Annotated in this window: 14 protein-coding genes and 1 pseudogene; 6 read left to right on the top strand and 9 right to left on the bottom strand. The window is 71.0% G+C overall.

Features of this window, described 5'->3' with window-relative positions; genetic code table 11:
* Positions 1 to 207 precede the first annotated feature (207 nt).
* Positions 208 to 729 (top strand): annotated as a pseudogene (locus F0U63_RS18725) (response regulator); the annotation flags it as partial.
* Positions 730 to 765: 36 nt separating this feature from the next.
* Here the strand turns inward: F0U63_RS18725 and F0U63_RS18720 are convergent.
* Positions 766 to 2,214 carry an amidase gene (locus tag F0U63_RS18720; protein WP_395847288.1) on the bottom strand — a complete coding sequence of 483 codons (1,449 nt, stop codon included), beginning with the start codon at positions 2,212 to 2,214 and terminating at the stop codon, positions 766 to 768.
* 9 nt (positions 2,215 to 2,223) lie between these two features.
* The gene (locus tag F0U63_RS18715; protein WP_395847287.1) at positions 2,224 to 3,528 is read right to left on the bottom strand and encodes a radical SAM protein; all 1,305 of its coding nucleotides are present in this window, start codon (positions 3,526 to 3,528) and stop codon (positions 2,224 to 2,226) included.
* Positions 3,529 to 3,663: 135 nt separating this feature from the next.
* On the opposite strand from F0U63_RS18715, the gene ald reads away from it, so the two are divergent.
* The 4 genes from ald to F0U63_RS18695 all read left to right on the top strand — a co-directional run bounded on the left by ald (position 3,664) and on the right by F0U63_RS18695 (position 8,430).
* Complete coding sequence (gene ald, locus F0U63_RS18710; protein WP_395847286.1) at positions 3,664 to 4,800, top strand: alanine dehydrogenase; 1,137 nt, start codon at positions 3,664 to 3,666, stop codon at positions 4,798 to 4,800.
* Positions 4,801 to 5,008: 208 nt separating this feature from the next.
* Positions 5,009 to 5,665, top strand: coding sequence for a sigma-70 family RNA polymerase sigma factor (locus F0U63_RS18705; RefSeq protein WP_002626150.1), 657 nt, complete (start codon positions 5,009 to 5,011; stop codon positions 5,663 to 5,665).
* Between the two features lie 69 nt (positions 5,666 to 5,734).
* Positions 5,735 to 6,565 carry an anti-sigma factor family protein gene (locus F0U63_RS18700; RefSeq protein WP_395847285.1) on the top strand — a complete coding sequence of 277 codons (831 nt, stop codon included), beginning with the start codon at positions 5,735 to 5,737 and terminating at the stop codon, positions 6,563 to 6,565.
* Between the two features lie 173 nt (positions 6,566 to 6,738).
* Positions 6,739 to 8,430 (top strand): response regulator, encoded by a 1,692-nt coding sequence (locus tag F0U63_RS18695; protein ID WP_395847284.1) that lies wholly within the window; start codon positions 6,739 to 6,741, stop codon positions 8,428 to 8,430.
* Between the two features lie 81 nt (positions 8,431 to 8,511).
* On the opposite strand, the gene F0U63_RS18690 is transcribed toward F0U63_RS18695, so the two are convergent.
* The 7 genes from F0U63_RS18690 to F0U63_RS18660 all read right to left on the bottom strand — a co-directional run bounded on the left by F0U63_RS18690 (position 8,512) and on the right by F0U63_RS18660 (position 16,613).
* Positions 8,512 to 9,663, bottom strand: a complete 1,152-nt coding sequence (locus F0U63_RS18690; protein ID WP_395847283.1) for a hypothetical protein — start codon at positions 9,661 to 9,663, stop codon at positions 8,512 to 8,514.
* Entirely contained in the window at positions 9,660 to 10,430 is a 771-nt protein-coding gene (locus F0U63_RS18685) for a type III pantothenate kinase (protein ID WP_395847282.1), read from the bottom strand. Before F0U63_RS18685 ends, F0U63_RS18690 begins: the two co-directional genes overlap by 4 nt.
* Before the next feature lie 15 nt (positions 10,431 to 10,445).
* Positions 10,446 to 11,447, bottom strand: coding sequence for a biotin--[acetyl-CoA-carboxylase] ligase (locus F0U63_RS18680; RefSeq protein WP_395847281.1), 1,002 nt, complete (start codon positions 11,445 to 11,447; stop codon positions 10,446 to 10,448).
* Positions 11,448 to 11,561: 114 nt separating this feature from the next.
* Positions 11,562 to 12,887: a homoserine dehydrogenase gene (locus F0U63_RS18675; protein WP_395847280.1), complete on the bottom strand. Its 1,326-nt coding sequence runs from the start codon at positions 12,885 to 12,887 to the stop codon at positions 11,562 to 11,564.
* Positions 12,884 to 13,519 carry a hypothetical protein gene (locus F0U63_RS18670; protein ID WP_395847279.1) on the bottom strand — a complete coding sequence of 212 codons (636 nt, stop codon included), beginning with the start codon at positions 13,517 to 13,519 and terminating at the stop codon, positions 12,884 to 12,886. The genes F0U63_RS18675 and F0U63_RS18670 overlap by 4 nt, the downstream gene beginning before the upstream one ends.
* Before the next feature lie 3 nt (positions 13,520 to 13,522).
* Entirely contained in the window at positions 13,523 to 14,446 is a 924-nt protein-coding gene (locus F0U63_RS18665) for a HEAT repeat domain-containing protein (protein ID WP_395847278.1), read from the bottom strand.
* A 55-nt stretch (positions 14,447 to 14,501) separates the two neighbouring features.
* Positions 14,502 to 16,613, bottom strand: a complete 2,112-nt coding sequence (locus F0U63_RS18660; protein ID WP_395847277.1) for an HTH domain-containing protein — start codon at positions 16,611 to 16,613, stop codon at positions 14,502 to 14,504.
* Positions 16,614 to 16,741: 128 nt separating this feature from the next.
* Between F0U63_RS18660 and F0U63_RS18655 the strand changes: the two genes are divergently transcribed.
* Positions 16,742 to 18,928 carry a PQQ-binding-like beta-propeller repeat protein gene (locus tag F0U63_RS18655; RefSeq protein WP_395847276.1) on the top strand — a complete coding sequence of 729 codons (2,187 nt, stop codon included), beginning with the start codon at positions 16,742 to 16,744 and terminating at the stop codon, positions 18,926 to 18,928.
* The last annotated feature ends 1 nt before the right edge of the window (position 18,929 follow it).

The raw sequence follows: 18,929 nt of genomic DNA, 5'->3' as shown, positions 1-18,929 counted from the left end.
GCCCCCGTCGCGGGACAGGTGACGCCGCCTCGTCCCGCCGCCGCCGTGGGAGGAGCCGCCACCCCGGCCCACCCGGGCCTGGCGCCGCGTGTTCCCGGAGCGGCCCCCGGGCAGATGAGGCCCACGACTCCAGTCCCTGGCGCCGCTCCCGGCACCGCCGTCCCCACGGCACGGCCCGCCGGAGCGCCCGCCCCGACGCCCGTGCGCGCGCCCACGGCGGCCCCCGCGCCCGTGGCGCAGCAGACTCCGGCCGCGGCCACTCCGGCGCCCGAGGCCGCGCCCGCTCCCACCGCGCCCGCGGTGTCGGGAGGCTTCCCCTCGGCGGCGAAGATGACGGCGGCGGGAGGGCGCAAGCCGCGCATCCTCATCGTCGACGACAGTGAGATGACGGCCCGCATCATCGAGGCGGACCTGGTGACCAAGGGCTTCGAGGTGCACATCGCCGACTCCGCGGACAAGGCGACGAAGATCATCCTCAAGAAGCAGACGCGTCCGGACCTCGTGCTCCTGGACGTGCGCATGCCCAACGTGAACGGCGAGCAGTTCTGCCGGTTCATCAAGAGCAACAGCCTCTTCAAGGGCATCAAGGTGCTGCTGTGCTCCGGAGAGAACGTGGAGGAGCTGCAGCGCATCTGCCGCGAGGCCGGCGCCGATGGCTACGTGCCCAAGGACGCCGTGCTGGGCAACCTGGTGGCCAAGGAGCTCAACCCGGTCGTCCCGAACGAGTAGCCCGGGACTCCCCTCCCCCCTTCCCGGAGCCCGCCGCTACACGCCCGGCGGGCGCCGGAAGGGACCGGCCACCTCGGACAGGGCCTCGGCCACGGACAGCAGGGCCTCGTCCTTCCACCGCCGGCCCACCACCTGGACGCCCAGGGGCAGGGTCCGCCCGGACGCGGGAGGCAGCGGCATCGCCACCACCGGGTGTCCCGTCAGGTTGAAGAAGTTCGAGAAGCCGCACGTGCCCTCCATGTACGGCACGCGCCGCGCGTCCACCTCCACCCATTCCCCGCTCGGGCGGTGGGTGAAGGCCGCGCCCATCGTCACCGGGCACAGCCAGGCGTCCCACCCCGCGAGGAAGTCCTCCACCTTCGCCATCATCCGATCGCGCACCGAGAGCGCCTGGACGTAGTCCGTCATCCGGCCCCACAGCCCACGAATGATGCCGCGGTTGATGGCCGAGTCGCCCCGCATGGAGCGAAAGTGCAGGGCCGTCATGACGCGGGCCCGCAGGGGAATCTCCGCGCCCACCTCGGCGCCCAGCAACTGGCCCCAGGCCGTCCACACCGCGTCGAAGTCGATCTCCGGCGTGCGCCGCTCCACCACGCACCCCGCCCCTTCCAGGGTCCGCGCCAGTCCCGCCAGCGCCGCGCGCGTCTCCGCCGAAACGGGCATGCCGCCAAAGTCGTCCGTCCACACGAAGCGGTACGAGCGCAGCTCCCGCCTCGGCACCTCCTGGAAGGGCACCGGGGGCATCTCCGTGTCCAGACCATCCGGCCCGGACAGCAGCCGCAGCGCGAGCCGCAGATCCGCCACCGTGCGCGCCAGCGGCCCGGCCACGCCCTGGTGGCGCACGCCGCGCGGAGTGCCCGGCAGGCCCGGGATGTGCCCGGACAGGGGGATGCGGCCATCGGTGGGCTTCAGGCCGAACACGCCGCAGTAGTGCGAGGGGATGCGGATGGAGCCGCCGATGTCACTGCCCACCTCCAGGGGGCTCATCCCCGCCGCCACCGCCACCGCGCCGCCCCCGGTGCTGCCTCCCGGCGTGCGCTCCACGTCCCAGGGGTTGTTCGTCCGGCCGAAGACGGCGTTGTGCGTCTGCGTGTCCAGCGCGAGCCGGGGCAGGTTCGTCTTGCCCACCACGACGGCGCCCGCCGCCTTGAGCCGGGCCACCACCGTCGCGTCCCGCTGGGGCACGTAGTCCGCCAGATGCTCGAAGCCGCTCGTCGTGCGCAGCCCCGTCGTCTCGAAGGCATCCTTGATGGTGAGGGGCACGCCGTGCAGGGGCCCCCACACCTCGCCGCGCGCGAGCGCCGTGTCCGCCTCGCGCGCCCGCGTCCTCGCCCGCGCCTCGTCCAGGGTCACCAGGGCATTGAGCCGCACGTTGTTGCGCGCCACCTGCTGGAGGTGGGCCTCCAGCAATTCCACGGCGGACACTTCACGAAGGCGCACGCGCTCCGCCATTTCATGGGCGGGCAGGAAGGCGAGTTCTTGCATCCGCCGACTCTATCCCCGATCCCTCCCCCCCTGTCGCTCGTCGAGACCGCGCGCGAAGTTGCCGATGACGAGCCCCGGCCGGGCCGCCTTGAGCCGGCGCAACAGCTCGCGGATGCCCACCGGCTCTCCGCCCGCGCCCTTGTCGCGCGCCACTTCCAGGTACTGGATGGGATCGATGCACAGCGAGCGCGTCTGCACCTGATCCACCTTGTACTTCTTCACCAGCTTCGCCAGGGCCTGCACCTCGCCCTCGCGGTCGGTGACACCCGGGAAGAGCAGCAGGTTGAGCGCGAGGTAGGCCCCGCGCTCGCGCGCCAGGGCGATGGACGCCTCCACGTCCTCCCAGCCATACTTCACCGGCTTGTAGTAGGCCTCGTAGAGATCCTTCACCGCCGAGTTGAGCGACACGCGGATGGCGTCCAGGCCCGCGTCGAAGAGCGCCTCGAGTCCGTGGGTGAGGCTCGCGTTGGTGTTGATATTGATGGAGCCGCGCGAGGTGTGGGCGCGCATGTAGCGGATGGACTCGGCGATGAACTTCCAGCGCGTGAGCGGCTCGCCCTCGCACCCCTGGCCGAAGCTGACCATGGTGCGGCCCGGCGCGTGCTCCAGGTGATAGAGGCCCACGGCGCCCATCTCCTCGGCGCTCGGCCCGTCATCCATGCGCTCGTGCGAGGCGGGCGGCCCGTCCGCGGGCTGATCCGAGATGCAGCCCACGCAGCGCGCGTTGCACATCACCGAGGCGGGGATGGCGCCCTCGTCGCGCACGTAGAAGATGTTCTGCGAGGTGAAGCACCGGTAGAGCATCGCGCACGTGGTGAGCTGCTTGAGCACGCGGTTGCCGGGAAAGCGCGCCAGGTGCGCGTCCACCAGCTTCTTGAGCTCCGGGGTGGAGTAGCGCTCGGGCTCCCAGTGCGAGCGCTTGTCGGTGTGGATGGCCCACGCCACCGGGCCGTCCTCGCCCCAGGCGGCGGCCGTGTACGCCCACTGCGGCAGCACCGGCCCGGACGCCTTCACCTCGCCGGGCAGGAACGTGCGCGTGTAGCCCGGGGGCAAGAGCGCGCCCACGGCGCTGGGCACGAACGTCTTCCCCTCCATCTTCATCTCGCGCACCAGCTCCAGCTCGCCCGTCTCCGGGTGCAGCCCCACCGGCAGCCGGCCAGGCAGATGCACGAGCCGTCCCGCGGAGGGCAGGGGAATGGGCTTGTCCTGCGGCGGAACGAGTTCCTCCCCGCTGCGCAGCGTGGCCAACAGGTAGGGGTGCTCCATCACCCGGCCCTTGGGATCCGCGAACAACAACTTCGGTGCCTGCGTCATGATCCCGTTAACTACCACTGAAGGGCGCGGCTTTCGACGCATGTCCGGGCGCGTCTTGACTCCCCCCAGACCCCTGCCTAGGGTCCGCCCGCTTTTCGCCGCGCCTGGATCGCGGCGCATCTGGAGGCATTCCACGTGATTGTCGGCGTTCCCAAGGAAATCAAGACCCGGGAGTACCGGGTGGGCATGGTTCCGGCGGGGGTCCGTGCGCTCACCAGCGCGGGTCACACCGTGCTCGTCGAGACCAATGCGGGCGGCGGCTCGGGCCTGCCGGACTCGGAGTACCAGCGGGTGGGCGCGCAGATCGTCCAGAGCGCGGACGAGGTGTGGAAGCGCGCCGAGATGATCGTCAAGGTCAAGGAGCCCATCGCGCCCGAGTACGAGCGCATCCAGGACGGGCAGATCATCTACACCTACTTCCACCTGGCGGGCGTGGACCCGGAGCTCACCCGCACGCTGGTGAAGAAGCGCGCCTCGGCGGTGGCCTACGAGACCATCCAACTGGATGACGGCAGCCTGCCGCTGCTCAAGCCCATGAGCGAGGTGGCCGGGAAGATGGCCATCCAGGTGGGCGCCGCGTGCCTGGAGAAGGCGCACGGGGGCAAGGGCATTCTGCTGGGCGGCGTGCCCGGTGTGCGCCGCGGCCGCGTGGTCGTGCTGGGCGGCGGCGTGGTGGGCACCTGCGCGGCCAAGGTCGCGGTGGGCATGGGCGCGGAGGTGACGCTCATCGACATCAACCTCGAGCGCCTCACCTACCTGGATGACGTGTTCCTCGGCCGCGTGGCCACGCTCGCCTCGGACTCGGAGAGCATAGCCCGGAGCGTGCGCGAGGCGGACCTCGTCATCGGCGGCGTGCTCATCCCCGGCGGCAAGGCGCCCAAGCTCGTCTCCGAGGCCCTCATCGCCGAGATGAGCCCCGGCTCCGTGGTGGTGGACGTGGCGGTGGACCAGGGCGGCTGCATCGAGACGTGCGTGCCCACCACCCACGACAACCCCACCTTCGTGAAGCACGGCGTCGTCCACTACTGCGTGGCCAACATGCCGGGCGCCGTCCCCCAGACGTCCACCTTCGCCCTCACCAACACCACCCGGCCCTACGCCCGCAAGATCGCCGACCTGGGCCTCGTCGAGGCCATCAAGGCCGACAAGGCGCTCGCCCGCGGCCTCAACACCTACAACGGCCACGTCACCTACGAGACCGTCGCCAAGGACCTGGGCTACAGCTACCTGCCCATCCTCGACGCCATTGGCGCCAAGGGAGCGGCGAAGTAGCCGCCTGTCCTACCTGAACCGACGTCCCCCCCCTTTTCAATGGGGGGGACGGGAATAAGTTTTTCCCCCGCGCGTCTCCTGCCCTTTCGGGCAGCCGTGCAAACGGCGCGAAGTGATTGGCTTGTTGTCCAATCTGTTCCCGTACATACATTGACGGGTGGACGACGACTCATTTGCCTGTAATTTCGGGCCTTTGGAAGGCGGGAGCATGCTGGACTTCAGGCAGAACAATCGGACCAAGCAGGAGTTCGAGGAACTGGCCCTGGCCCACCTCGATCCGCTGTACTCCGCGGCCTTGCGGCTGACGAAGAACGAGCGCGATGCCGAGGACCTGGTGCAGGACACCTGCATGCGGGCCTACCGCTTTTTCGACAAGTTCGAGCGGGGCACCAACATCAAGGCCTGGCTCTTCAAGATCCTCACCAACACCTTCATCAACCGCTACCGCCGCAAGGTGAAGGAGCGCAGTGTGGTGGAAGGTGTGGAGCGCGAGGCGGTGCATGAGCGCTTCGTGAGCCGGGACGCCACGGACTTCGCGGCCAACCCCGAGCAGTACTTCTTCGATCGGCTCCTGTCGGACGACGTGTTGAGGGCCATCGACGCGCTGCCCATCGACTTCCGGCTGGTGGTGATCCTCGCGGACCTGCAGGAGTTCTCCTACAAGGAGATCGCCGAGATCCTCGAGTGTCCCGTGGGCACGGTGATGAGCCGGCTGTTCCGGGGCCGCAAGCTGCTGCAGAAGACCCTGAAGGAGTACGCCGAGGGCACCGGCGTGCTGCGTCAGGAGGCGGGTGGCGAGCCGGTGAATCTCGAGAACGCCACGGCGAGCCTGGACGAATATCGTCGCAGGAAGAAGGTCGGGTAGTCCGAGGTTGATGGGCCCGGAGAAATATTTCTCCACGGGCCCGTCGCCTTCACCCCTCCCTGAGCGCTCATGACCTGCCAGGAATTCGAGTCGATTCTCTACCCGTACCTCGATGGGGAGTTCCAACCCGAGGAGCGAGTGAGCGCGGAAGCGCACCTGAAGGGGTGCTCCGCGTGCGCGCGCCGGGTGCATGAGGAGGGGCAGCTGCGGCAGTCGCTGCGCCGGGCCGCGCGCCACTCCGTGGAGACGTCCCGGGCCCCGGCGGCCCTGCGCTCCCGGCTCCAGGCCAATCTCCACCAGGAGCAGCGCCGGGCGGCCCAGGCGGCGTGGTTGCGCATGGGAGCCGCGGCCCTGGTGTTGGTGACCGTGGGTGGTGGCACCTGGATGGCGCTGCGGCCCGAGCACCGCCAGCGCTACATGGAGGATGCCGTCCGGCGCCACACCAAGAAGCTCCCGGTGGAAGTCGTCGGGGTGTCGCACGAGAACGTGGAGGCGTGGTTCGACGGCAAGTTGGATCACCGCGTGTCCGTGCCCCGGCTGCACGATGTGCGGCTGTCCGGCGCGCGCATCTCCAACGTGACGGATCGCCCCGCCGCGTACATCAGCTACGAGCGCAACGCGGAAGGCCAGGGCGGGCCCGCGCGGCGCATCGGGGTGTTCGTCTTCGATGACGCCCGGCGCGAGGTGGAGGCCCCCACCCTTCCCGCAGTGCAGGTCGGCTCCAGCCTCGGCTACAACGTGGCCATGTGGCGCGACGGGGAGATCGTCTACGAGCTGGTGTCGGATCTCAACGAAGCGGACATCCGCCGCATGCTCGCCGAGCAGTCGGCCCAGAAGGCCGCGGCCGCCGCGTCGGCGACGCCCTCAGTGCCCGTGCTCCCCGTGTCGCTACATCCCTGATCCGACTCGGGTTGCTCGCTTCTCTCAGCAGCCTGACGGCCGGGCCCCCTCTTGGACCGAAGATTGACGGTCTGGGTGTGCGCCGATAGCCTCCGAGCGATTTTCATCCAGACTCGTCGTTCCCGCGTCCCACCGCGGGAGGCGCGCGCTCCTCCTGGTCCGGCACCTCTTCCATGTCCAAGAACATCCTGATTGTCGAAAGTGACACCACCCTCTCCGCGACGCTGCGAGAGGCCCTGGAGGCCCGGGGCTTCGCGGCGCAGGAGACCACCGACGGCAAGGGGAGTGTGGAGCGCATCCGCCAGGAGCGTCCGGATCTGGTGGTGCTCGCGGTGGACCTGTCCGCGGGGCAGAACGGCTACCTCATCTGCGGCAAGCTCAAGAAGGACGACGAGCTCAAGCCCATCCCCATCATCATCATCGGCAACCCGGATGGCTTCGCGCAGCACCGCAAGCTCAAGGCGCACGCGGATGACTACGTCTCCAAGCCGGTCAACCCCGATGAGCTGGTGGAGCGCGTGGGCGGGCTCATCGGCTTTCCGGAGCTGCCCGCGGGCGAGGTCGTCGACGACGGCTTCGCGCTCGGGGACCTGGACGGCTCGGGCGATGCGCCCATGCAGGGCGAGGAGCTGGCCATCGAGGGCGAGCCGCTGGAGAGCCAGGGCGATGATCTCTCGCTCGACAATCCCTTCGGCGATCCGGGCGAGCCGCTCGGCGGCGTCGAGGAGCCGGTGGAAGCGCCCGACGAGCTGCGCTCCTCGGAAGAGGACTACGGCGGACTGGATGACCTGAGCGGCGGCGGGGACGACGACTCCTTCGACTCGCTGGGCGTCAGCGACGACAAGACGATGGTGGGCTTCCGGATGCCCGCCGCGCCGCCTCCGCCCGCCCCCGCTCCGGCGCCCCGCTCTTCCATGGTGATGCCCGCGGTGACGAGCCGTGCCGCGGCCCCCGCCCCCACCCCGGCCCCTGTTCCCACCCCGGCCCCCACCCGCGCGGCGGCCCCGGTCCGGACGGCCCCGAGCGCCCCCGCGACCTCCGCCGCGGACATGGCGGAGCTGCGCAACCTGCGCGCCCGCGTGGCCGAGCTGGAAGGCGCCCTGGACGATGCCCGCAACCAGGCGAGCACCGCCGAGTCCCGCGTGGCCGAGCTGGAAGCCGAGCTGGAGTCGCGCACCACCGAGCTGGAGACACTCAAGTCCAGCGCCGGCAAGAATGATCAGGCCACCCTGACGCTGCGCGAGGCCTCCAACCGCAAGGACCGGGAGATCCTCCGGCTCAAGACGGAGCTGAACCAGAAGGAGCAGGAGATCGTCGAGCAGCAGGATCGTCTGCTCGCGCTGGAGCAGCAGACCAGCGGCTCCTCCGAGGAGCTTGCCCGGAAGGACTCGCAGCTCAAGGTGCTCCAGGCCAAGGCGGAGCAGCTCCTGATGGATCGCCGGCGCGTGGAGCAGCAGGCCACGGCGCTCAGGGAAGAGGCCCGGAGCGCCACGGCGCGCGCCACGGCGCTGCAGGCCGAGGTGGAGCAGTACCAGATGCAGTCGGGCGAGGTGGAGGATCTCCGGGCACGGGCGGATCAGCTCGAGGCGGAGCTGACGGTGGCGCGCAGCGAGGTGGACACCGCCCGGGCGGAGCTGGACGAGGCACGCGCCCAGGCCAGCCAGGAAAGCGACGAGCTGCGCCGGCGCGTCACCGAGCTGGAGGACGCGGTGTCGCGCAACGAGGGCCGGGTGGCCCGCCTCTACACGCGCATCAAGGCCGACGAGAAGGTGCGCGAGAAGGCGAAGAAGGCGCTGGCCATCGCCTCGCAGCTCATGGAAGAGCAGCCGGTGGCGATCCACGACGACGAGGAAGCAGTGGCCTGAGCCCTCCCTCGCGCCCGTCCGGCCCGGGCGGGCGCGCGCTGGAGCGGGGGCCGCGCGCCCCCTGCCCCGCGGAAGACGGCCCTACTTTTCTTCCTTCTTCTCGTTCTTCTTCTCCAGCATCTTCTTGGCGACGCCCTGGAGGCCGGACGGCACGTTCTTGTCGCGCGACAGGTCCTTGACGTCGTTCTCGCGCAGGGTGTTGAGGAACTTCATCCCCACGGCGAGCGGCAGCTTGGGGTTCTTCAACAGCGCCATCTTGATCTTGTAGTTCTTCGTCCACTCCCGGCTGCTGTAGATGTAGCGGAGGATCTCCTCGTTGACGGCCTTGTTGCCGGCGCAGTTGAGGACCTCGCCCGGGGTGATGCGCGGGCTGCGGATGACGGCGGTGCAGACGAGCTTGTTGGTGTCGCGGATGAGGTGGCTGCGCGCCTCCTTGTTGCCCAGCGTCGCGAGCTTGATCTTCTGCGCGATGCTCATCTTCATGATGCGCTGGGTGAGGCTCAGCCGCTTGGTCTCCTCCATGGGCGGAGGATTGGGATCCTCGTCGTCCGCCTTCTCCTGGGTGGTGTCCATCTGGAACTCCGCCATGATCTGCTCGGCGGTGGGGCCGGGCTCCGGCGGAGCGGCGGCGGCCTGGGGCCCGAACAGACGCACGCGCGCGGCCTGCACCTGGGGGACGTCCGCGAGCCCGAGCCCGCTGCGCACGGCGAAGTCACACACGTTGTCGATCAACGCGGGGCTCGCGTTGGGGTTGGAGCACAGCTGACGCAGGATGTCCTCGTGGCGCAGCACGCGCAGCTGGTTCTGCCCGATGATCTCCGCCACCTTCGCGCTGCAGTCGCGCGCCACCTGGGCTACGGCCTCGTCGGGCGTGGTGGTGTTGAGCACGAGCATCTCCGCGAAGGCGTCCTTGGTGCGCAACAGCGGCAGGAGCCAGCCGAGTACCGGCGGGGCGACGTTCTCGTCCCGCAGGCCCGCGGAGAAGCGGTCCGGGAGGGCGGCGGCCGTCTTGGTGGCCGTCTCCCGCACGCTCGCGTCCGCGTCGAACGTGAGCATGAAGAGCGCGCCGAGCATGTCCACGGGCGCCAGCGGCACCATGGCCTTGGCGGCCATCATCCGCAGGGGCACGGGCGCGGCGGGGTCCACGTGCTTGCGCATGTTGGGCGGGAGGACCTCGGCGGAGATGGGACAGCCAGCGGGGGTCGCGGCGGGAGGCTGCGGGGCGGTGCTCATGGGGCGTGATTCCTTCCGTAGATGATGCGCAGTCCCTCGAGGGTGAGGAACTCGTCGACTTCCTGGATGTGCGTGGAGGCTCCCGCCACGAGGGGCGCGAGGCCGCCCGTGGCCACCACGTGCGTCTCGAATCCGAGCTCCGCCTTCATCCGGGCGCACAGGCCATCCACCATGGCCACGTACCCGAAGAAGAGTCCGGACTGGATGGAGTGCACCGTGTTGCGGCCCACCACGTGCGGAGGCCGGGCGAACTCCACGCGGGGCAGCTTGGAGGCGTTCTGGAAGAGCGCCTCCATGCCGATGTGGATGCCGGGGCAGATGGAGCCCCCGAGGTACTCGCCCCGGGGCGTCACCGCGTCGAAGGTGGTGGCGGTGCCGAAGTCCACGACCATGAGGCCCCGGCGGTGCTTGTCGTAGGCGGCCACCGCGTTGACGATGCGATCGGCGCCCACCTCGCGCGGGTTGTCATAGAGGATGGGCATGCCCGTTTTCACCCCGGGCCCCACGAAGAGCGGACGCGTCTTGAAGTAGCGCTCGCTCATGCGTCCGAGGTGGGACTGCAAGGGCGGCACCACGCTGGAGACGGCCACCGCGTTCACCGCGCCCGGCTCGATGCCGCTGGCGAGGAAGAGCTGGCGCAGGAGGATGCCCAGCTCGTCGGAGGTGCGGCGCGCGCTCGTCTCCACGCGCCAATGGCTCAGCAGACGCTGGCCGTCGTATACCCCCAACACGGTGTTGGTGTTGCCCACGTCGATGGCGAGAAGCATGGCTCGCCACACAGTCTAGCGGGGCCGCACCTGCTCCACATCCCCGGCGAGTACCCTTTCCAGGCGCCCCTCCGGCGTGCGCACCAGCAGCACCCCCGCCGCGTCGATGTCTTCAGCCACACCGCGCAATTCCGCCCGGTCCGTCCGCACACGCACCTCCTGGCCCAGCGTGGAGGACAGCTCCACCCAGCGCTGGCGCACCGGCTCGAAGCCCACCTCGTGGTGGAGATCCATCCACTCCTCCAGCCGCCCCCAGAGCGAGCTGGTGAACAGCGCCCGGTTGACGCGCCGGCCGAGCACCCGCGAGAGCGAGGTGGCCGTCTCCGCCAGCTCGGGCGGGAAGTCCTCGGGGCCGGAGTTGAGGTTGACGCCCACGCCCAGCACCACGAAGTTCACCTGGTCCGGGTCCGCGGACAGCTCGGTGAGGATGCCCGCCACCTTGCGCCCGTCGATCTGCACGTCGTTGGGCCACTTGATGCGCGCGTCGGCGTCCTGCTCGCGCAGCGTCTCGGCGAGCGCCACCGCGGCCACCAGGGTGAGCTCCGAGGCGCGCTGCGGCGGCAGCTCCGGCCGGAGGATGGCGGAGAAGTACAGGTTCACCCCCGGAGGCGACGTCCACACCCGGCCCCGGCGGCCCTTGCCCGCCGTCTGCTGCTCGGTGATGACCACCTCGCCATGCTCGGCGCCGTCCGCGGCGAGCTGGAAGGCCGTCACGTTGGTGGACGGCAAGCTCTCGTGGAAGTGGATCTGCTGGCCCAGGTGGTGCGTGGACAACAGCGGCGCGAGCTCCAGCGGCGTGAGCTTGTCCGGCACGTCCACCAGCTTGTAGCCCCGCGCGGGCACGGCGTCGATGCGGTAGCCCTTGCCGCGCAGCGACTCCACGTGCTTCCACACGGCGGTGCGCGACAGGCCCAGCTTGTCCGAGAGCGCCTCGCCCGAACAGAACTCATCCCGTCCCTCCACGAGGAAACCAAGGATGATCTCTTCGTACGTCTGCTCGGCGCTCTCGACACCCATGGGGCCTGCCTTCCTGAAAAAAGGCCCACAGGCTAGGGAGGCGCGATCCGACTTTCAACCCGCCCCCCTGTCCCCTTGACGATAAGGCCGCTCGCCCGCCCTCCTGGCGGCCAGCTAGCGGCCGGAGAGCAGCAGACCGGGGCCTTCCTCGATGCGGATGACCTGGGTGGGCGCCCGGGTGCTGCGCAGCGAGTCGATCCACTGCACGGCGGCGATGACGTCCGCCTCGCGCGTGTCGTGGGTGAAGACGACGATGGTGGCGTGCGTGTCGTCGGGGCGCGGCGGGCGCTGGAGCACCGAGTTGATGCTCACCCCCTTCTCGCCGAGCACGCTGGCGATGCGGCCCAGGACGCCGGGCTCGTCACTGACGGAGAAGCGCAGGTAGGTGGGCCCGCGGCGCTCACCCGGGGACAAGAGGGGCACGTCCTGCACGTTGGGCGCGCACGGCAGGGGCAGACGGCCCGACACGCCCGCCAGCAGGCCCCGGCAGGTATCGATGATGTCGGACACCACCGCACTGCCCGTAGGCAGGGCACCGGCGCCCAGGCCCGAGAAGAGCGAGGCGCCCAGGGCCGCGGACTGGAGCAGCACCGCGTTGAAACCACCCTTCACGTCGGCCAGAGGGCTGGCGGCGGGGATGAAGGCCGGGTGCACCCGCACGTCCAGCCCGTCCGGCGCCCGGCGCGCCCGCGCGAGCAGCTTGAGGACGAAGCCCGCCTCGCGCCCGTGGGCGATGTCCGCCGGGGTGAGCGTGGAGATGCCCTCCACGAGGATGGAGCCGGGGGACACGCGCGCGGAGAAGGCCAGCGAGGCCAGCAGGCACAGCTTCTGCGCCGCGTCCATGCCGCTCACGTCCAGCGTGGGGTCCGCCTCGGCGTAGCCCAGTTCCTGCGCGCGCCGCAGCGCGTCCGCGTACGTGGAGCCCTCGTCCGCCATGGCCGAGAGGATGAAGTTCGTGGTGCCATTCACGATGCCCGTGAGCGACTCCACCCGGTCCGAGGCGAGCGCCTCGCGCAGCGTGCGGATGATGGGGATGCCGCCGCAGACGGCCGCCTCGAAGTGCACGTCCACGCCCCGGGCGATGGCACTCGAGAAGAGCGCCTCGCCGTGCGCGGACAGGAGCGCCTTGTTGGCCGTCACCACATGGCGGCCCGAGGCGATGGCCTGCTCCACGTACTCGCGCGCGGGGCTCAGGCCCCCCATGAGCTCCACCACCACCGACACCTCGGGGTTGGCGAGGATCGTCTTCATGTCGTGGGTGATGAGCGCCGAGGGCACGTCCTCGGGACGGGCGCGGCCCGGCGCGCGCACCAGCACGTGGTGCACGCGCACCCGCGCGCCCAGCCGCCGCTCGATGTCCTTCGCGTGCTGCGTGAGGATGCGGTACGTCCCCAGTCCCACGTTGCCCAGCCCCAACAGGGCGATTCCAATCTCCTTCATGGCACTCCCTCCGCCTGGCCTCGCGCGGTCGGCGCCCCAGGGTTGAGTTGATAGGACTCCAGCTCCAGCGACGTCTGTGGCAGGCGCTCGCCGTTGCTCTTCTGGACGAACAGCTCCATGCGCACCAGGCCCACGCCCCGCGCGAAGGTGAGCGCGTTGATGAGCGTGGTGTTCGCGTCCACGCGGTTGCTCGCCTCCACCCGGACACACGCGGAGAAGGCCCCCGCGCGCGTCTCACACGGCACGTCCGTCTGGAGGATGCGGTAGCGCTCGGTGGACGCCACGGACACCACGTTCGTCCACTGGCTGCCCTCGGTGAGCGGCCCGCGCAAGAGGTAGCGCTTGCGGTCGCGCACCCCGAAGGCGTCCACGGTGAGCTGTCCGCCCTGGCTGTCGTGGAAGTAGCCCTCCTCCTCCTTGAGCACCTCCACCGTCACCGGCTTGTCCTCGCGGCCATTCACCCGGTACGTCCAGCGGTTGCCCACGGCCAGCGGGTAGTACTCGGACAGCGACTCGGTGGCACGCGAGGAGGACTCGGAGTCTGCCACGGGCTGCCGGCCCGCGCACGCACCCGCCCCCAGCACCCACGCGGCCCCGAGGGCCATTCGTACGACGACAGACGAGAGCTTCATGTCTCAGTGTTCCGCGCGGTCCGTGCCGCGCGCCTCCGGGGTGGCGAGCTTGTGAGCCGCGTAGAGTGTATCGAGCGCCTGCTGGGCCGCGGCCTGGACATCGGGCTGATCATGTCCCTGCGCCACGGTGAAGAGATACGCCTCGGCCTCTTCCCCGCCGATCTCTCCGATGGCGAAGACGACCTCCTGCACGAAGCCCAGCTCCCGCTCCTTCACCAGCTCGATGAGCGCGGGCACGGCGGCGCTCTCCTTCATCTCCACCAGCGCGCCCATCGCCTGGCGTGCCACCTGGAGATCCTCGTCCTGCAACTGGCGGATGAGCAGCGGGGCCGCCGCGGGGTTGCGCCGCTCGGCGAGCACGCGCAAGGCGAACTCCCGCACCCGCTCGTCCGGGGACTGGAGATCCATCACCAACGCCCCGTCCGCACGCCCCACCGCCGCCAGTTGGAGTCCGGCCGCGTCGGCCAGCTGAACGAGCCCGCGCCGCAGGGCCTCGCGCAGCGCCTTGCGCCGGGCCTCGGCGTCCTTGGACTCCACGCGCACCTCGCCCAGCCCCACCACCTGATAGCGCTGGGTGCCCTCCCCCGAGCGCCGCTCCATCACCAGCGTGGCGCCCACCTCGGCGAAGGAATACGTGCCGCCGTCCTTGAGCGCCTCGCGGGTGAAGGGCAGCTCGAGCGTGAAGGACCAGGGGCCCGGATCACGCCGCTCGGGCGCGTCCTCCGAGAGCAGCTCGAAGCGGCGGCTGTCGCGCAGCACGTCCGTGAAGATCGCCTGGATGTCCGACGAGGACCATCCGAGCAGACCGTTGTCGATCACCGTCGCGCCCTTGAGCGAGACGTGCTCCACCGGGAAGCGCGGCTCGCGCGAGCGGCAGGCGCCGAGCAACAACAGCGCCACGAGGAAAGGGAGCAGGCCGGACTTCATACCGGCCTACCCTAACCCAGTCCCGCGCTCCCCTCACGCCCGGAGCGCGTGGATGTCAGGCCGTTCCGCCTTCCGGCGAGCCACCGTTCGATGAGGTCGGCCCGGGCTCCCCTTGGGGCTTGGGCTCCTCGGGGGCAGCCGGAGCCACCTCGGGGGCGGGAGACACCTCGACGGCCACGGCGGGCGCGGCGGGTGGCACGTCCAGGGGGAGAGACCCCTGCTGAGCCTCGGCCGGAGGAGCGGAAACGCCCTCCACGGGCCCCGCCTCCACAGCCGTGACGGCGACCAGGGTGCTCTCCTGCTGGGTGGTGATCTGCTCCGTCGGGGTCTCCACCGTCGTGGTGGACACCGTGGACTCGGTGGTCACGGCGACGGCGACGGCGGTGGCTCCCTCGGGGGCTGCCACGGCGCCCGGCTCACCCGGAGCGCCCTCCGGCCCACGACCGCCCCGGCCGCGACGGCCCCGGCGACGGCGGCGGCGGCGCTTGCGCTCACCCGACGCCGCGGCGTCTTCCGAGCTCCCCGCTTCTCCCGCTCCACCCGCCACGAAGGCGCTCGCGGCCTCGAGATCCTCGTCCTCGCCCTCCTCGTCGCCCTCCTCCTCCTCGGACAGGCCAGCGGGCGCGGTGGGTGCCACGTCGGGCGCGGCCACGGCGGGCGCGGACTCGGTGCCCGGCTCCTCCTGCTGCGCGGCCTTGCGGGCCTGACGGCGCTCCTCCCGGCGGGCGTCCCGCTCGCGCTGACGCTCCTCGCGCCGCTCCTCCCGGCGCTTCTGGCTGTCGTCCGTGGCCTCGACGGACACGGTCCCGCGCGACTCCCCTTCCCCACCCGCCTCCTCGCCCTCGTCGGCGCGGGCCAGCTTCTCGCGCTGGCGCTCCTCGCGGCGCTTCTGGGCCTCCTCGGCCTCCAGCTTCGCCACCTCGAAGAAGCGCTCGTCCACGTCGTACAGCTCCACCGTGGTGACGCTCACCGCGGCCTTCGCCTCGAGGAACTTCTCGCCCAGCGCGTCGCCGCACCACAGCATCACCAGCGAGCCACTGGCCTGGGCCTCGGTGCGCGCATCGCCCCGGGCCTCACCGGCGCACGCGAGCAGACCCACCTGCGCCGAGTAGTGGCCGAGATCCTTGCGCAGCTCCTGCACCGCCTTGCGATCCAACGCGGGCGTGCCCTTGAGCATGCGGATGGCGAAGCGCAAATCCACGCTGCCCTCGCGCTTGCGGGCGGTGAGCAGCGGGCCTTCCTTGGAGCGCTTGGCCACCTTGAGCTCGCGGAAGCCCAGCGCGTGCATCATCTTCACGACGGACTTCTCGAAGGTGCCCACGTCCAGCTCGCCCAGGCGCTTGCGCAGCGAGCGCGCCACGGCCTTGCGCGCGTCCTTCACCGCGGAGCGCGCCGCCGTCAGCAGCGCGGCATCCGCCAGGGCCTCGGGGGCGGCGGCGGTGGCACTCGGGCGGTTGAGCACCGGACGCCCGTCCTCGAGCGGAATGCCCAGCGCGGCGGCGAACGCGGCCTGCAGCTCCAGGGGCGGCGCCTCGCTCGGCGAGCCCGCGCGCTCCAGCGTCACCGCGCCCGTCTCCGTGGAGAACGAGAACTGGGGACGGCGGCCCGCGTCGATCCTCCGCTGGTTGTCCTCCAGGAGCGCGGTGAGCAGCGCCTCCACCGTGGCGTCCTCGGCCGCCAGCTCCTTCGCGCGCGCCTGCTCGAGCAGCTGCTCCGGACGCAGCGATTGATCGGCCTCGCTGAGGATCTCGAACACCACCTCCGGCATCGGCGGGAAGCGGCGCCGACGGCCACCGCGGCCCTCCTCCTCCTCCTGGCGGCGCTGCTTGCGCTCGCTGCCCCGGCCCGCCACGCGCACGTTGTCCGTGCGGGGATCCGGGTGCCGCTCGGTGGGCCGCAGAGCGGGCAGTCCCTCCTCGGGATGCGCCTCCATCACGCCCGTATGCGCCAGCGCCTCCGCATCCTCCGGCAACGACCAGTCCGTCAGCGCGAACGTGTCCTTGGCGGTGACGATCACCTTGCGATCGCGCGTCCGGCGGGCCATCGCCGCGAGCCGCGACAACATCGTCAGCTCGGGCGTCTTGCCCACGTGGGACAGCAGGTTCTGGGCGATCGATCTCTCGGTGATCTCGAGGAAGTGGAGGGGACGGCCTTCGCTCTCGAGCACGCGGAGAGCGGCCTCATAAAAAGTCATCGACGATTCCCCAATAAATTCACACGGTTACAAAAATGTAGGTCCGTTGGGCGGCGGATGCTAGCCATCGCTATTCTGGCTTGTCAACGAATGGGGAAGGGATGATCCGCTTTCGCATCGGACATCGATGGAAGCGCGAACCCGCGGAGGCGCCGCATGATTCCGTGTCGCTGGAATTGGACGGGGTGAATCTGCTGCCTGGCGCGGTGGAAGAACCGCTGGTGGACGTGGTGCCCGCGCTGCTCGGGGCCCTGGCCGCGCTGCACGCGGGAGGGCAGAGGCTCGCGCAGGTGTCCCTCACGGAGGCGCACCTGGAGCTGGTGCTGAGACGTTCAGGAGCGGACATCGAGGTGCAGGTGGCGAGCCTGTCGCGGCCGGCGCGGCTCTTGCGGCCGGCGCTGCGGCTGGACGCGGAGGAGCTGGTGGAGGCGGCGCGGGTGTGTGGCCACGGCTTCCTGGAGGACCTGAAGCAGGTGGCGCCGGAGCGGCTGCGGGCCGAGCCGGGCCAGGTGCTGAAGCGGGCCCTGAAGGAGCTGGAGGAGTCCGCGCCCCATCCCCGCGAGCTGCGCCCCGAGCCCTTCACGTTGCGCGCCACGGCCCCCACCCTGCCCGGCTTCGGCTTCGTGCTGGAGGATGGGGATGACGTGCTGCGGCGGGCGGCGCGGGAGAAGGGGCCGGCGCTGGCGTCGCTGCTGTGTCCGGGCGAGGTGTGGCTGGCGCTGCCGCAGCGGCCGGTGGCGTGGCGCGCGCCGGGGCCGCCCTTCCTCACGGCGTTGGAGCTCACGCGGCAGGCGGCGGATCTGGCTCGCGCCATGGAGGTGGGTGAGCCGCGCTTCTCCTTCGAGCCCGCGGGCGTGCGGCCCGAGCTGACGTTGGACTTGAAGGCGGGAGAGGCGCGGCTGGGTGGGCCCCCCATCGCCCTGCGCGCCGAGGAGTTGCTCGCGGCCATGTACCACCTGGGCCAGGCGCTGGCCCTGGCCATGTCCGAGCGCGAGCGCTCGCTCGCGAACAACCCGTACCTGCAGGAGCTGACCGAGCGCAGCCGCGAGGGGCTGTCCCATCTGCGCGGCGCCGTCCGGCCCCCCGAGGAGGCGGGAGCCGCGCTGGCGAGAGCGACGCCGGCCTCCGGAGGGTCTCGCCCGCTGAAGGTGCCGGGGAGGCTGCGCCGGCTGCGCTTCGAGAGCCTGTGGGAGCAGCGCAAGCTGGTGGACGCGGACACGGGGCGGCTGATGATGGGGCGCCAGGGGTTGGTGTACTCGTCGCCGGACATGGCCTGCGCCTTCGATCGCAAGACGGGCAAGCAGGTGTGGCGGCGGGCGGCGAGCCATGGCGTGGCGGCCTCGGAGGACGGCTACAGCCTGGCGGCGAGCGCGGTGCGCCTGTGCGGCTTTCCCGGCAAGGGCGCGGGGGCGGACTGGTTGCGCGTGCACGATGGGTTGCGCGTCGGCCCGTTGCTGCTGCGGCAGTACGGCATGCTCTACACCCTGGCGGATGAGCGGGTGGTGCTCGCGCTCAACGAGGTGACGGGCCGCGAGGCCTGGCGGCTGACGCCCGCGCGCACGCGCCGGGGCTACCTGTCCATCCATTCCCACCGCGCCCTGCTGGCGACGGACTCGGGCTACCTCTACGGCCTGGGGCTCGCGGATGGCCAGGTGCGCTTCCGCATGAGCGCGTCCCTGCCCTTCCTGGGCGCGCCGGTGCCCTGGGCGCGGCGCTTCGTGGCGCTGCTCGGCCAGGGCTCCAACTCGGCGCTGCTGCTCGCGGACGCGCACACGGGCGAGGCGGTGTGGACGTACGAGATGTCCCTCGCCCTGCCCTCCACGCCGCTGCCCAGCGGCAAGCGCGTGTACATCGCCGGAGAGCTGGAGGGAGAGGGCGTGCTCTTGTGCGTGGACGCGGCGGGACAGTCGCGCTGGCAGCGCGCGCTGCACCTGGGACCGGGGCCCTTCGCGCTCGCGCGCCTGCCGGGCGCCGTGCTGGTGACGTCCGCCCTGGGCGCGGCGGCGCGGGTGAGCGACTCGGGCGAGGTGGACTGGCGCGTGGGCGCCGCGGGCGAGCAACTCACCCGTCCCCTGCGGCCCATCGTCTCGCGCGGCGTCGCCCTGGTGCCGGGCGAGCGCGTGCGCGCGGTGGACCCCGTCCGCGGCGACGTGCTCGCGGAGGTGCGCGCCGGCGCGGGACTCATGGCGCTCCAGGCCGACGCCCAGCTCAACCTCTACTTCCTGGACGAGCTCGGCACGCTGTCGGCGTACCGGTTGGGCTCGCACTTCACGCTGGTGGGCGGCTAGC

Source organism: Cystobacter fuscus (assembly GCF_044360685.1).
Taxonomy (GTDB): domain Bacteria; phylum Myxococcota; class Myxococcia; order Myxococcales; family Myxococcaceae; genus Cystobacter; species Cystobacter fuscus_C.
The sequence above is the reverse complement of the archived record's forward strand: the minus strand, read 5'-3'. Positions and strand labels throughout refer to the sequence as shown.

Coding starts and splice junctions, on each gene's coding strand:
- F0U63_RS18720 (WP_395847288.1), bottom strand. CDS start 2,214: ATGCAAGAACTCGCCTTCCTGCCCGCCCATGAAATGGCGGAGCGCGTG.
- F0U63_RS18715 (WP_395847287.1), bottom strand. CDS start 3,528: ATGACGCAGGCACCGAAGTTGTTGTTCGCGGATCCCAAGGGCCGGGTG.
- F0U63_RS18705 (WP_002626150.1), top strand. CDS start 5,009: ATGCTGGACTTCAGGCAGAACAATCGGACCAAGCAGGAGTTCGAGGAA.
- F0U63_RS18700 (WP_395847285.1), top strand. CDS start 5,735: ATGACCTGCCAGGAATTCGAGTCGATTCTCTACCCGTACCTCGATGGG.
- F0U63_RS18695 (WP_395847284.1), top strand. CDS start 6,739: ATGTCCAAGAACATCCTGATTGTCGAAAGTGACACCACCCTCTCCGCG.
- F0U63_RS18690 (WP_395847283.1), bottom strand. CDS start 9,663: ATGAGCACCGCCCCGCAGCCTCCCGCCGCGACCCCCGCTGGCTGTCCC.
- F0U63_RS18685 (WP_395847282.1), bottom strand. CDS start 10,430: ATGCTTCTCGCCATCGACGTGGGCAACACCAACACCGTGTTGGGGGTA.
- F0U63_RS18680 (WP_395847281.1), bottom strand. CDS start 11,447: ATGGGTGTCGAGAGCGCCGAGCAGACGTACGAAGAGATCATCCTTGGT.
- F0U63_RS18675 (WP_395847280.1), bottom strand. CDS start 12,887: ATGAAGGAGATTGGAATCGCCCTGTTGGGGCTGGGCAACGTGGGACTG.
- F0U63_RS18670 (WP_395847279.1), bottom strand. CDS start 13,519: ATGAAGCTCTCGTCTGTCGTCGTACGAATGGCCCTCGGGGCCGCGTGG.
- F0U63_RS18665 (WP_395847278.1), bottom strand. CDS start 14,446: ATGAAGTCCGGCCTGCTCCCTTTCCTCGTGGCGCTGTTGTTGCTCGGC.
- F0U63_RS18655 (WP_395847276.1), top strand. CDS start 16,742: ATGATCCGCTTTCGCATCGGACATCGATGGAAGCGCGAACCCGCGGAG.